The organism is Streptomyces sp. BHT-5-2, from assembly GCF_019774615.1.
Classification (GTDB): Bacteria; Actinomycetota; Actinomycetes; order Streptomycetales; family Streptomycetaceae; genus Streptomyces.
This window is the reverse complement of sequence record NZ_CP081496.1, coordinates 550900-563584: the sequence shown is the minus strand read 5'-3', so window position 1 is coordinate 563584 and position 12685 is coordinate 550900. Positions and strand designations below refer to the sequence as shown.

Here is a 12685-nt window from a genome sequence, read left to right as displayed (position 1 = left end):
TCGCGGTGAATGCGAAGAATGTCGCGAATGCGTCATTCGGTGCCGGACGTGTGCGCCGGGGCCTGCCGCCGTACGCCCGCCCTGTTCTCCCGGCGGGTCCGGGCGTTGACTCCCCCTTCGGGACGGAAGTGCGGGATCATGTGGCCATGACCGAGGTGTCCTCGCTCACAGGGCGGCTGCTCGTCGCCACTCCCGCGCTCGCCGACCCGAATTTCGACCGGGCGGTGGTGCTCCTCCTCGACCACGACGAGGAGGGGTCCCTCGGCGTGATCCTCAACCGCCCCACCCCGGTCGGCGTCGCCGACATCCTCGCCCCCTGGGCCGAGCTGACCGGGGAGCCCGGGGTGGTCTTCCAGGGCGGCCCGGTCTCGCTGGACTCGGCGCTCGGGGTGGCCGTGGTGCCCGGCGGCGGGACGCCCGGCGAGAGCGCCCCCTCCGCGGGCAGTGCGAGCCACGCCGGCGGCGCGGTAGGCGGGACGGCGGGTGCGCCGGTCGCGGACCCGGCCGACGGCGCCGGGCCCGGCGACGAGCCGCTGGGCTGGCGCCGGGTGCACGGCGCGATCGGCCTGGTGGACCTGGAAGCCCCGCCGGAGCTGCTCGCCGCGGTCCTCGGCAGCCTGCGGATCTTCGCCGGGTACGCCGGCTGGGGCCCCGGCCAGCTGGAGGACGAGCTGGTGGACGGGGCCTGGTACGTCGTCGAGTCCGAGCCGGGTGACGTCTCCTCGCCCGATCCGGAGCAGCTGTGGCGCGCGGTGCTGCGGCGGCAGCGCAACGAGCTGGCCATGGTGGCGACCTATCCCGACGACCCGTCGCTGAACTGAACCGCTGAACCGAACCGCCGAACCGAACTGCTGAACCGGACCGCCGGCTGCCGTCGGGCCGGGCTGCCGGGCCGTGCCGGGCGCCGCCGTACCGCGGGCGACGGGACCCGCGCGCCGGGTGGTGCGCCAGGGCGCGTGCCGGGCACTTTGTGACGGCTTCGCCATGGGGCGTTGTCGGACCCCGTCGCTATCGTTCGCAGTGCCAGGAACGTTGCGCGGTCGCACGGGCGCGACCGCGCCGAACGGACGGGGGAGAGCACCATGCACAGGCCGAGCGTGCCCGGGGACCTGGACCATCCGGAGCAGGTGTGGGCGCGGGCCGCGACACTGGCGGTGGCGGCCGCGGCCATGAGCGACGGCGACGAGTACTCCTTCGGCCCGGACGGCCTGGCCTGCTGGAACTGCGGCGGCTCGTACTGGTGGCGGCTCGGGCTCTACGACGACGGCCGCGCCCTGCTCTGCGGCCAGGACTCCGACGGCAGCTACACCCACAGCGGCGACCGGCAGATCGACTTCCTGGCCGGCGGCCCCGCATGGCTGCCCTGGGAGCAGCTGCGGGACGACGCCCGGGGCAACCTCCTCGGCTTCGCCTACTGGTACGAGGACGGCGCCTGGGCCCGTGCCCCGTATCCCGCGGCGATGCCGGACGACGGCCTGGAGACGGCGATGGGCTGGGCGGCGCCCGGTGACGCGGCGGTGCAGGAGATCACCGAGCATCTGGTGGCCCTCACCGAGACCGATGTGCACCCCGCGGAGACGGTCCGCGCGTTCATCGGGGCCGCCGCGGCCCGCACGGTCCGGGCGGCGGACGTCGCCGCGCTGCTGGACGCGGTCTGCGGCCCGGACTGCTGGTACGACGTCAGCCCGGAGGCCGCGCTGGCGTTCGCCGCGGAGCTGGGACTGACGGCGGGGGAGCGGGGTGCGGTGCCGGCGGTGGCCTCGTAGGCCCGTGCCGCCGAACTCCCGCCCGCCTCGCGGCTCTTCGCGTCGACGTCGCGCATACCGGACGCCGCGGGGCCGCCTCCGGGTGAACGGCGTGACCGGCGGGGGTTCGGCGGCAACGCCCGGCGCCGGCCGGTCGCCGCGCTGCGTTCGGCCGGGCCCAGGGGCGACGACGGCGGCCGGTCCCGGTGGCCGGCAGCGTGGCCGTCAGTGCCGGCGCGCTCCACCCAGGGCGAGGAAGCGCTCGGCCAGCGGGTGGGCGTCCCGGGCCGGCAGGGCGAGCCGCACGGGCACCGGCGGCGCGTTCTTCAGCCGGACGTAGCGGATGCCGGGGTGCGGGTGCCGTTCGGCCACCCCCTCCGGGGCCACCCCGATCCCGTGCCCGGCCGCGACGGCCTCCAGCCACTCGTCGAAGTTGTCCGCGGTGCAGGCGAGGCGGGGGCGCCGCCCGGCCGGCCACAGCTCGGGCCGGGTGGTGCCGGTGACGGTGTTGACCACCAGCGGCAGCTCGGCCAGCTCGGCCCAGTCCAGCACCCGCCGACGGGCTAGGCTCCCCGGGGCGGCGGCCCGCGGCACGGCGGCCACCCGTGGCTCCCGGAACAGCAGCGCGGTGCGCAGCCCGGCGTCCCGCGGCACTTCGCCGCGGAGCACGACGACGTCCGAATCCCCGGTCTCCAGCCCGGCCAGTGGGGTGTCCCGGCGGACGAGCCGGACCTCGGCGCCGCTCGCCGCCCTGAACTCCGTGACCAGCGTGCGGCAGGCGGCCGGCAGCATCGAGGTGAAGCCCAGCCGCAGCGTCCCCGGCCCGGTGGGGGAGCGGAGCGCGGCGGCGAGCCGGGGCAGCAGCGGCGCGAGGTCGGCGTAGAGGCGGCGGCCGGCGTCGGTGAGGGCGACCCGGCGGGTGGTGCGGTCCAGCAGCCGCACGCCGAGTGTGGTCTCCAGGGCCCGGACGGCCCGGGTCAGCGCGGGCTGGCCGATCCGCAGCCGGTCCGCGGCGTGGGTGAAGCTGCGCTCCTCCGCCACGGCGAGGAAGCCCCGCAGATGCCGTAGTTCGACTCCGTCGAGGGCCGGGTCGGTGAGCCGGTCGTCGGTGCCGGGGGCGGGCTCGCCGATGTCGTCATGGGCCGGACCCGCCGCGGTGCCGGCGCCGTCCTCGATACCGCGCAGACCATTCATGCCGCCCCAGCATAAGTGCTCCGTGCGGGCATTTCCCCGAACATCCGGAGACTGCCTACGTTTCCCCGCAAGCGGTCCGCCCCGGGCCGGGGAAGGTCCCCGGCCCGCCGGACCACCAGGGGAGATGAGCGCGGTGCGCAAGGTCTGGTTGCTGACGCTGGGGGCCTTCACCCTCGGCCTGGACGCGTATGTGATGGCGGGGCTGCTACCGGTCATCGCCGCGGACGTGGGCACCCGGGTGTCCCTCGCCGGCCAGCTGGTGACGGCCTTCACCCTGGCCTACGCGATCGCCGCGCCGCTGGTCGCCGGACTGCTCTCCGGCGTGCGGCCCCGGCTGCTGATCCTGGTCGCGCTGGCCGTCTTCACCCTCGGCAACGGCCTGACCGCGCTGGCCCCTTCGCTGGGCACGCTGCTGGCCGCCCGGGTCGTCGCGGGCGCCGGAGCCGGGGTCTACTCCGCGCTGTCCACTGCGGCCGCCGCGGCGCTCGCCCCCGCCGAGCAGCGCGGCCGGGCGCTGGCGCTCGTCATGGGCGGGATGAGCGCGGGCACCGTGCTGGGCGTGCCGATCGGGGTGCTGCTGGCCGAGCACACCGGCTGGCGGGCCACGCTCTGGCTGGTCACCGGGCTGGGCGCGGTCGCGTTCGGCGGGCTGGCGGCGCTGCTGCCGCAGGTCCCCGCGGCGCCCGCCGTCCCGGTGCGGGCCCGGCTGGCGGCCATCGCCGACCGCAACGTGGCGCCCGTCGTCACCGTCTCCTTCCTCGCCGCGGTGGCAAGCCTCGGCCTCTACACCTATCTCGCGCCGGTGCTGGCCGCGGCCGGCGGCGTCCACGAGGTCACCCCCTATCTGTGGGCCTGGGGCGCCGGCGGCGTCCTGGGGAGTGTGCTGGCCGGGCCGCTGGTGGACCGCACCGGGCGGGTGCGGACGCTGGCCGGCGCGGTGCTGCTGGTGGTCGCCGCCGCCCAGGCCCTGCTGCCCACCCTGGCGGACGTGGCGCTGCCCGGCGCGGCGGCCGCGCTGGTCGCCTGGGGCGCGGCCGGCTGGGCCTTCCAGGTGCCGCAGCAGCACCGGCTGCTCCAGGCGGGCGAGCAGCGCGGCACGGTCGCCCTCGCGCTGAACAACTCGGCCCTCTATCTGGGCAGTGCGGTCGGCTCGGCGCTCGGCGGACTGGCCCTGGCGGCGGGCCTGCCGCCGGCGGCGCTCCCCTGGGCGGCGGCCGGCGTCGCGGCCCTGGGACTGCTGGTGCATCTGGCGGCGGGCCGACGCTCCCGGCCCGCGCCGCGCGTGAGTACCCTTGGCACTTATGAGCACTCTTGAGCCCGAGCGCGGGGCAGGTACGGGGACCCTCGTAGAGCCGACACCGCAGGTGTCGCACGGCGACGGCGACCACGAGCGCTTCGCCCACTACGTCCAGAAGGACAAGATCATGGCGAGTGCGCTCGACGGCACTCCCGTCGTGGCGCTCTGCGGGAAGGTCTGGGTACCGGGCCGCGACCCGAAGAAGTACCCGGTCTGCCCGCTGTGCAAGGAGATCTTCGAATCCATGGGCGCCGGCGGCGACAAGGACAAGGACGGCGGGAAGAAGTAACCGCCGGCCGCGGCGCGCGCCTGCAAGGCGCGGCGCCCCGGCCCGCCGCCCCGCGCACGAGGGTCCGCACGGGCCCGGGTCCCTGGTGGGCCCGGGCCCGTCGCCGTGCCCGGCGCCTGTGCCGCCCCGGCCCGGGACGGGCCGGACGTCGGCACGGGCCGCCCGGGGCGGGTTTCTCCGCGCGGCGGCACGGTGAAGACTGACGTCGTGACAGATCTGGAGACCGCACCCCCCACGGGTCTGATCCCGGCCCCGCTCAGCCGCGACCCGGGCGACGCCGGAGCCCGCCCCCGGACCGTGCGGCTCGGCGCGGAGACCGCGCTGGCCGCCGCCCCCGGCACCGAGGACACCGCCCGCTGGCTGCGCGCCACGCTCGGCGCCGCCTTCGCCCTGCCGCTGCCGCCCGGCTCCGCCGAGGCACCGGACACCCTGGCGCTCGCCCTCGACCCGGCCCTCCCCGAGGAGGGCTACCGCCTCGACGCCGACGCCCGCTGGGGCGTGCGCCTGACCGGCGGCGGCCCGGCCGGCGTCTTCTGGGGCGCCCAGACGCTCCGTCAGCTCCTCGGCCCGGCCGCCTTCCGGCGCGCCCCGCTCGACCCGCGGCACACACCGGGCCTGCCCGAGCAGACAGTCGAGGACGCCCCCCGCTTCAGCTGGCGCGGCCTGATGCTGGACGTCGCCCGGCACTTCCTCCCCAAGGACGGGGTGCTGCGCTACCTGGACCTGATGGCCGCCCACAAGCTGAACGTCCTCCACCTCCATCTCACCGACGACCAGGGCTGGCGGATCGAGATCCTGCGGTATCCGCGGCTGACCGCGGTCGGCGCCTGGCGCGAGCGCACCCGGCTCGGCCACCGCGACTCCCCGCTCTGGGACCCGCGCCCGCACGGCGGCCACTACACCCAGGACGACATCCGCGAGATCGTCGCCTACGCCGCCGAGCGGCAGATCACCGTCGTCCCCGAGATCGATATCCCCGGCCACTCCCAGGCCGCCATCGCGGCATACCCGGAACTGGGCAACACCGACGTCATCGACACCACCTCCCTGAAGGTCTGGGACACCTGGGGCGTCAACCCCAACGTACTGGCACCCACCGACAACACCCTGCGCTTCTACGAGCACGTGCTGGAGGAGGTCCTCGGCCTCTTCCCGTCGACCTTCGTGCACCTCGGCGGCGACGAGTGCCCCAAGGACCAGTGGCGGGCCTCGCCCACCGCCCAGGCCCGGATCGCCGCGCTGGGCCTGGACGGCGAGGACGGCCTGCAGAGCTGGTTCGTCCGGCACTTCGACCGCTGGCTCACCGCCCGCGGCCGGCGCCTGGTCGGCTGGGACGAGATCCTCGAAGGGGGCCTGGCCGACGGTGCGACGGTCTCCTCCTGGCGCGGCTGCGCGGGCGGGATCGCCGCCGCCAAGGCCGGCCACGACGTCGTCATGTGCCCCGAGCAGCAGGTGTACCTGGACCACCGTCAGGACCCCTCCCCGGACGAGCCGGTGCCGATCGGCCACGTACGGACCCTGGAGGACGTCTACCGCTTCGAGCCGGTGCCACCGGAGCTGACGGGCGAACAGGCCGCGCGGATCCTCGGCACCCAGGCCAACGCCTGGACCGAGGTCATGGACAGCCCGCAGCGCCTCGACTACCAGGTCTTCCCGCGGCTGGCCGCGTTCGCCGAGGTCGCCTGGTCCCGGCTGCCCGCCCCGTCCGCCCGCGACTACCAGGACTTCACCCGCCGGATGGCCGACCACTACGCCCGCCTCGACGCCCTCGGGGTGGACTACCGCCCGCCCGGCGGCCCCCACCCCTGGCAGCGTCGCCCCGGCATCCTCGGACGCCCCTTCGACGGGTCGCCCCCAATCGTGTGAGCCCTCCGGCAAGCGGGGCGCCCGTCCCGCCGGACCCTGGAACGGTGGAGCACGTCCACCGGAACCGGCGGACGGAACCGGCACGGGCCCCGCACCCTCTTCGGGGACGAACACCGCTTCGCGCACCCTCGCGTACCGGGTCCGCGAAGATGTGCCAGAGTTGCCACGTCCGGGCCGTGAGCACGTACCGTACGGCGGAGCGGAACTGCCGGGACACCGGGGAAGGGGCAGCTGGGTTGACCACGCACGCACCGCACGCGTCGCAATCGGTGACGTTGCCGGCCTCGCTCGACGAGGCGGTGGCGGCACTCACCGCCATGCCCGCCGCCGTGCCCGTCGCGGGCGGCACGGATCTCATGGCGGCGGTCAACGCCGGACTCCTCAGACCCGCGGGCCTGGTGGGCCTCGGCCGGATCAGCGAGATCCGCGGCTGGCAGTACCTCGACGGCCATGCGCTGCTCGGCGCCGGCCTCACCCTCGCCCGTATGGGGCGCCCCGACTTCGCCGCCCTGATTCCCGGTCTGGCGGCCGCGGCCCGGGCGGCCGGCCCGCCGCAGATCCGCAACGCCGGGACCCTCGGCGGCAACATCGTCAGCTGCGCCCCCACCGGCGACACCCTCCCGGTGCTGGCCGCCCTGGAGGCCACGGTGATCATCGCCGGCCCCGGGGGCGCCCGCCGCGAGATCCCGGTCAGCCATCTGCTCACCGGCCGCGAGATGCTCGATCCCGGCGAACTCGTCGGCTTTGTACGGGTTCCGCTGCTGCACGCCCCGCAGACCTTCCTCAAGGCCACCGGGCGCACCGGCCCCGGCCGCGCCACCGCCTCCGTCGCGCTGGTCCTGGACCCGGCCCGGCGCTCGGTGCGCTGCGCCGTCGGCGCGGTCGCCGCGATGCCGCTGCGGCCCCTGGAGGCCGAGCAGTGGGTGGCCTCGCTCATCGACTGGGACGGCGAACGCGGCCTGGTCCCCGAGGCGCTGGCCGCCTTCGGCGACTACGTGGCCGCCGCCTGCATCCCCGACCCGGCGCCGCCGCAGGACGGCACCGAACCGGCGACCCTGCCGCCGGCCGCCCTGCACCTGCGCCGTACGGTGGCAGCACTGGCCCGCCGCGCACTTGGGAGGGCGCTCTCGTGAGCGATGCAGACAACCGCCATCCGCAGCAGCCGCACCCCGAGCAGGGTTGGCAGCCGCTGCCGCCGGGCGGCGAGTACGAGTCGGAGGCCACCGCCTTCGTCCAGCTCCCCGAAGGCTTCACCACCGGCGCGTACGGCGCCGGTTACCGCACGCCGGGCGCCGACCCGCTGGCCGCGCCCGGCCACGGCTACACCCCGCCGGCCTCGTTCCCCGCGCACTCGGCCGTGCCCCCGGTACCGGGCGCGGGCACCGACCCGGCGGCCACCGGGCAGTGGACGATGCCGTTCACCGACCCGTCCACCGGCTACGCCGACCCCGCGGCGGGCTACCCCGATCCCGCAGGACGGCAGGAGGCCGCACCGCACCAGGACCCGGCCGCCGCCTATCAGGCCAACACCCCCGAGGGCGCCCAGCCGTGGGGTGGCGAGCAGGTGCACTGGCCGGTCGCCGGCAGCCCGGAGGCGGCCGGCGGCGCGTGGACCGTCCCGGCGGCCGACGACGTCCTGGAGGAGTCCGGCGAGTACCGCGTCGGCGACGACCACCTGGCCGGCCACGGCGGCGCCGCGGCCTATCAGGGCGGCGGCTACCCCGGCGTGCCCTACGAGGGCGAAGGGGCCGCCGGCCGGGCCGACTCCGGGGAGACCGGCGCCACCGGCCACTGGAACTTCACCGCCGGCCTCGACGCCACCGGCGTGACCGCAGGGGCCCCCGGGACCGTCGACGCGGACCACGCCACCGGTGCCGCGGGGGGCGCCGCCGCGGGGGAGCCGTTCCCCGCGCCCGCCGACGCCCCCTACGCACCGGGCGCCACGCCGGCCCCCACGGGTGGTGCGACCGGCCACTGGTCGCTGCCCGCCGACGCGCTGGCCCAGTGGCCGCCGGCCGGGGGGACCCACCCGCAGGACGGGACCGCCGGCCAGGACATCGCCACCGAGGTGCCCGCCCCGGCGGGCGCCGAGGGCTGGTCGGTCCCGGTGGTGCAGGGCGAACAGCACGACACCACGGGGGAGTTCGCGCTCGGCGCCGTCGGCCACGACGCCGGAGCCGGTGCCCCCGCCGCTCCTGCCGCCGCCCCCGGCATGCCCGCCGGGGAGCACACCGCCGCCGGGCCCGCGGCGCTCGACACCCACGGCGCCCTCGCGACGCCGGAGGCCCCTGCGCAGGCCCCTGCCGCCGCCGTGGCCGCTCCGGAGGCCGTGGACGCCGGCCCGGTGCCGGCGGGGCCGCACGCGGCCGCGGAGGCCCCCGAGGCGCCCGCTCCGGACGCCGCGCGGGCCGAGCACCCGGCGGAGCCCGCCGCGGAGCCCGGTGCCTCCGCCGCCGGACCGGCCCCCGCCGGCGCCGAAGCGCCCGCGCCCGCCCGCGACATCGAGGACGCCCCGGCCGCCGTCGCCACGGCGCCCCCCGCGCCCGAGCCGCCCCCCGCCGCCCCGGAGGGCGCCGCCGCGCCGGACGCCCCGGAGGCCGTGGACGCCCCGGCCTTCCTCGACGGCCACGACGAACACGACGAACACGACGAACACCCCTCGGCCTCCTACATGCTGTGCGTCAACGGCATCGACCGCCCGGTCAAGGACGCCTGGATCGGCGAGTCGCTGCTCTACGTGCTGCGCGAGCGGCTCGGCCTGGCCGGGGCCAAGGACGGCTGCTCCCAAGGGGAGTGCGGGGCCTGCTCGGTCCAGGTGGACGGGCGGCTGGTCGCCTCCTGCCTGGTGCCCGCCGCCACCACGGCCGGCAGCGAGGTCCGCACCGTCGAGGGGCTCGCGCAGAACGGCGTCCCCTCCGACGTCCAGCAGGCGCTGGCCGCCTCCGGGGCGGTGCAGTGCGGCTACTGCGTACCGGGCATGGCGATGACCGTGCACGACCTCCTGGAGGGCAACCACGCCCCCACGGAACTGGAGACCCGCAAGGCGCTCTGCGGCAACCTCTGCCGCTGCTCGGGCTACCGCGGTGTCCTGGACGCCGTCGCCGACGTGGTGAAGTCCCGCGCCCAGGCCGGCGAGGCGGCCGAGGCCGCCGCCGCGGAGGCACCGGCCGAGACCGCCCGCATCCCCCACCAGGCGGGACCCGCCGACCCGATGGACGGGGCACCGCACAACCAGGATCCGCAGCCGGGAGGCGCTGGATGAGTGAGCGCGGCATCGGGTTCCCCCCGGCCGGCAGCCGGATGAGGACCGTCGACGGGCGCGCGCCCCGCGCAGGCGGGTGCGAGTGGAGCGGGGTCTCGGCATGAGTGGAACGACTGAAGGCGCCGTGACCGCGACGCCCGCGGCGGGCGTCCAGATCCCCGTCGAGCCGCCGCACGGGCTCGGCGTCTCCCTGATGCCCGCCGACGCGGGGGCCAAGACGGAGGGCACCTTCCCGTACGCCGCCGACCTGTGGGCCGAGGGCCTGCTGTGGGCGGCCGTGCTGCGCTCCCCGCACCCCCGGGCGCGGATCCGCTCCGTGGACATCCGGCACGCCACGGAGATGCCGGGCGTGCGCGCCGTCGTCACCCACGAGGACGTGCCCGGCGACAAGGGATACGGCCGGGGCACCGCCGACCGGCCGGTGTTCGCCCGGGACGAGGTCCGCTACCACGGCGAGCCGATCGCCGCGGTGGCCGCCGACCACCCCGACACGGCACGGCTGGCCGCCGCCGCCATCGTCGTCGAGTACGAGGTCCTGGAGGCCGTCACCGACCCCCAGCTCGCCTTCGAGGCCGAGCCGTTGCACCCCGACGGCAACCTCGTCCGGCACATCCCGCTCCGCTTCGGCGACGCCGAGGCGGTGGGCGAGGTGATGGTCGAGGGCTTCTACCGGATCGGCCGGCAGGACCCGGCGCCCATCGGGGCCGAGGCCGCCCTCGCGGTGCCGCGCCCGGACGGCGGGGTGGAGATCTACACGGCCTCCACGGACCCGCACGGCGACCGTGACCTGGCCGCGGCCTCCTTCGGCCTGGAGCGGGAACAGGTCAAGGTCGTGGTGACCGGCGTGCCCGGCGCCACCGCGGACCGCGAGGACCCCGGCATCCAGCTGTCCCTGGGGCTGCTGGCGCTCCGTACGGGCTGCCCGGTGAAGCTGGCCGCCACCCGGGAGGAGTCCTTCCTCGCGCACGCCCACCGGCACCCGACGCTGCTGCGCTACCGCCACCATGCCGACGCCGACGGCAAGTTGGTCAAGGTGGAGGCGCAGATCCTGATGGACGCGGGGGCCTACGCGGACACCTCCGCCGAGGCGCTGGCCGCCGCGGTCTCGTTCGCCTGCGGTCCGTACGTCGTCCCGCACGCCGTCGTCGAGGGCTGGGCGGTGCGCACCAACAACCCGCCGTCCGGGCACATGCGCGGCGAGGGCGCGCTCCAGGTCTGCGCCGCCTACGAGGGCCAGATGGACAAGCTCGCCGCCCACCTGGGACTGGAGCCGGACGAGATCCGCCGGCGCAACGTCATGGCCACCGGCGACCTGCTCCCCACCGGGCAGACCGTCACCTGCCCCGCCCCGGTGGGCGAGCTGCTGCGCGCCGTCACCGAGGCGCCGCTGCCCGAGCTGCCCAAGGACACCCCCGAGGCGGACTGGCTGCTGCCGGGCGGCCCCGAGGGCGCGGGCGAACCGGGCGCGGTCCGCCGCGGGGTCGGCTACGCCCTGGGCATGGTGCACATGCTGGGCGCGGAGGGCGCCGACGAGGTGTCCACGGCGACCGTCAAGGTCAGCGGCTCGGTCGCGACCGTCATCTGCGCGGCGGTGGAGACCGGTTCGGGGTTCTCCACACTGGCGCGGCAGATCGTCCAGGAGACCCTGGGCGTCGACGAGGTGCACGTCGCGGGCGTGGACACCGATCAGCCCCCGGCCGGCCGGGCCTGCCACGGGCGGCACACCTGGGTCTCCGGCGGCGCCGTCGAGCGGGCCGCGAAGATGGTCCGCACCCAGCTCCTCCAGCCGCTGGCCCACAAGTTCGGGATGTCCACCGAGCTGCTCCAGATCGCCGACGGCAAGATCACCTCGTACGACGGGGTGCTCAGCACCACCGTCGCCGAGGCGCTGGACGGCAAGGAACTGTGGGCCACCGCCCAGTGCCGGCCGCACCCCACCGAGCCGCTGGACGAGACGGGGCAGGGCGACGCGTTCGTCGGCCTCGCCTTCTGCGCCGTCCGCTGCGTCGCCGACGTGGACATCGAGCTGGGCACCGTCCGGGTGGTGGAGATGACCGTGGCCCAGGACGTGGGCCGGGTGCTCAACCCCCGTCAGCTGCGGGCCCGTATCGAGGCCGGGGTGACCCAGGGGCTGGGCGCCGCGCTGATGGAGAACCTCCGCACCACGCGCGGCCAGGTCCGCCACCCCGACCTGACCGGCTATGCGCTGCCGACCGCGCTGGACGCCCCGGACATCCGGATCGTCAAGCTGGTCGAGGAACGCGACGTGGTCGCGCCGTTCGGCGCCAAGGCGGCCAGCGCGGTGCCGGTGGTGACCGCGCCGGCCGCGGTCGCGTCGGCGGTCCGCGCCGCCACCGGCCGTCCGATCGGCCGGCTGCCGATCCGACCCCAGGCGGCCGTGGCGCAGCCGGTGCAGATGCCGGCGACCTCCCAGCCGCAGTGACGACGCCGCGCGGCGCGGGGCCGGCCTCGGCCCCGCACCGCGCGGTCCCGCCGATCCGCGCGCATCCCCTCCACGACCTGCGATTTCACTCTCCGTCACGGCGATTGTCAGTGCGGTCACCTACCGTTGTTTTCAGCGTGCGAATCCGCGCGCGGCGCCGGTGATCGGTGACGGCGACGACGTCGAGGCGACGTTGCCGGTGACCGGCGGACGGCCGACCGGCGGCAGGTGCCGCCGGACGCGAGGGGGGCGAGCAAGGTGCGCGAACTGCACGGGGGACGGGGACACGGCCGCACGGGAGCCGGAGCCGGCCGGGCCCGAACTCGCGGGCGCAACAGGGGAGTCGGCGCGGTCCGGAGCCTTCCGGCGCGCCTGAGGGCGGCCCCCGCCGTTGTCGGGGCCGCCGTCGGACGACTGCGCCGAAGCGCCCGCGCACGATGCGCCGAGGCGCTGCGCGGAAGGAGGCCGTGGCGGGATTCGAACCCACGTAACTCGCTTTGCAGGCGAGTCCCTGAACCACTCGGGCACACGGCCGGGATGCGGTGCGTCTCCGACTTTAGGCGGCCGGGCGGGGGGCCGGGCAAGGGTG

At 76.6% G+C, this 12685-nt stretch carries 9 protein-coding genes and 1 tRNA gene; 8 read left to right on the top strand and 2 right to left on the bottom strand.

The genetic code is table 11. From position 1 onward, the window contains the following. The first annotated feature begins 146 nt into the window (after positions 1–146). Together K2224_RS02410 and K2224_RS02405 are read left to right on the top strand one after the other, a co-directional pair. On the top strand, positions 147–821 hold the full coding sequence (locus K2224_RS02410; protein WP_221905023.1) for a YqgE/AlgH family protein: 675 nt from the start codon (positions 147–149) through the stop codon (positions 819–821). Between the two features lie 261 nt (positions 822–1082). Continuing rightward, positions 1083–1766, top strand: coding sequence for a hypothetical protein (locus K2224_RS02405; RefSeq protein ID WP_221905022.1), 684 nt, complete (start codon positions 1083–1085; stop codon positions 1764–1766). 204 nt (positions 1767–1970) lie between these two features. Here the strand turns inward: K2224_RS02405 and K2224_RS02400 are convergent, their stop codons facing one another. Continuing rightward, complete coding sequence (locus K2224_RS02400; RefSeq protein ID WP_221905021.1) at positions 1971–2939, bottom strand: LysR family transcriptional regulator; 969 nt, start codon at positions 2937–2939, stop codon at positions 1971–1973. A 124-nt stretch (positions 2940–3063) separates the two neighbouring features. On the opposite strand from K2224_RS02400, the gene K2224_RS02395 reads away from it, so the two are divergent. The 6 genes from K2224_RS02395 (at position 3064) to K2224_RS02370 (ending at position 12096) form a co-directional block, all read left to right on the top strand. Next, positions 3064–4254 (top strand): MFS transporter, encoded by a 1191-nt coding sequence (locus K2224_RS02395; RefSeq protein WP_260692307.1) that lies wholly within the window; start codon positions 3064–3066, stop codon positions 4252–4254. Then, positions 4241–4525: a DUF3039 domain-containing protein gene (locus K2224_RS02390; protein WP_026247947.1), complete on the top strand. Its 285-nt coding sequence runs from the start codon at positions 4241–4243 to the stop codon at positions 4523–4525. Before K2224_RS02395 ends, K2224_RS02390 begins: the two co-directional genes overlap by 14 nt. A gap of 207 nt (positions 4526–4732) precedes the next feature. Next, entirely contained in the window at positions 4733–6391 is a 1659-nt protein-coding gene (locus K2224_RS02385; protein ID WP_221905020.1) for a beta-N-acetylhexosaminidase, read from the top strand. 236 nt (positions 6392–6627) lie between these two features. Beyond that, positions 6628–7524 carry a xanthine dehydrogenase family protein subunit M gene (locus tag K2224_RS02380; RefSeq protein WP_221905019.1) on the top strand — a complete coding sequence of 299 codons (897 nt, stop codon included), beginning with the start codon at positions 6628–6630 and terminating at the stop codon, positions 7522–7524. Next, a complete protein-coding gene (locus tag K2224_RS02375; protein WP_221905018.1) occupies positions 7521–9653 on the top strand; it encodes a (2Fe-2S)-binding protein in 2133 nt (710 codons plus the stop codon). The genes K2224_RS02380 and K2224_RS02375 overlap by 4 nt, the downstream gene beginning before the upstream one ends. 100 nt (positions 9654–9753) lie before the next feature. Continuing rightward, positions 9754–12096 carry a xanthine dehydrogenase family protein molybdopterin-binding subunit gene (locus tag K2224_RS02370; RefSeq protein ID WP_221905017.1) on the top strand — a complete coding sequence of 781 codons (2343 nt, stop codon included), beginning with the start codon at positions 9754–9756 and terminating at the stop codon, positions 12094–12096. 462 nt (positions 12097–12558) lie between these two features. Here the strand turns inward: K2224_RS02370 and K2224_RS02365 are convergent. After that, positions 12559–12630 (bottom strand) — tRNA-Cys (locus K2224_RS02365). Positions 12631–12685 lie beyond the last annotated feature (55 nt).

Bases quoted from the DNA above. Each gene is read 5' to 3' on its own strand.
- K2224_RS02410 (WP_221905023.1), top strand. From the start codon at position 147: ATGACCGAGGTGTCCTCGCTCACAGGGCGGCTGCTCGTCGCCACTCCC.
- K2224_RS02405 (WP_221905022.1), top strand. From the start codon at position 1,083: ATGCACAGGCCGAGCGTGCCCGGGGACCTGGACCATCCGGAGCAGGTG.
- K2224_RS02400 (WP_221905021.1), bottom strand. From the start codon at position 2,939: ATGAATGGTCTGCGCGGTATCGAGGACGGCGCCGGCACCGCGGCGGGT.
- K2224_RS02395 (WP_260692307.1), top strand. From the start codon at position 3,064: ATGAGCGCGGTGCGCAAGGTCTGGTTGCTGACGCTGGGGGCCTTCACC.
- K2224_RS02390 (WP_026247947.1), top strand. From the start codon at position 4,241: ATGAGCACTCTTGAGCCCGAGCGCGGGGCAGGTACGGGGACCCTCGTA.
- K2224_RS02370 (WP_221905017.1), top strand. From the start codon at position 9,754: ATGAGTGGAACGACTGAAGGCGCCGTGACCGCGACGCCCGCGGCGGGC.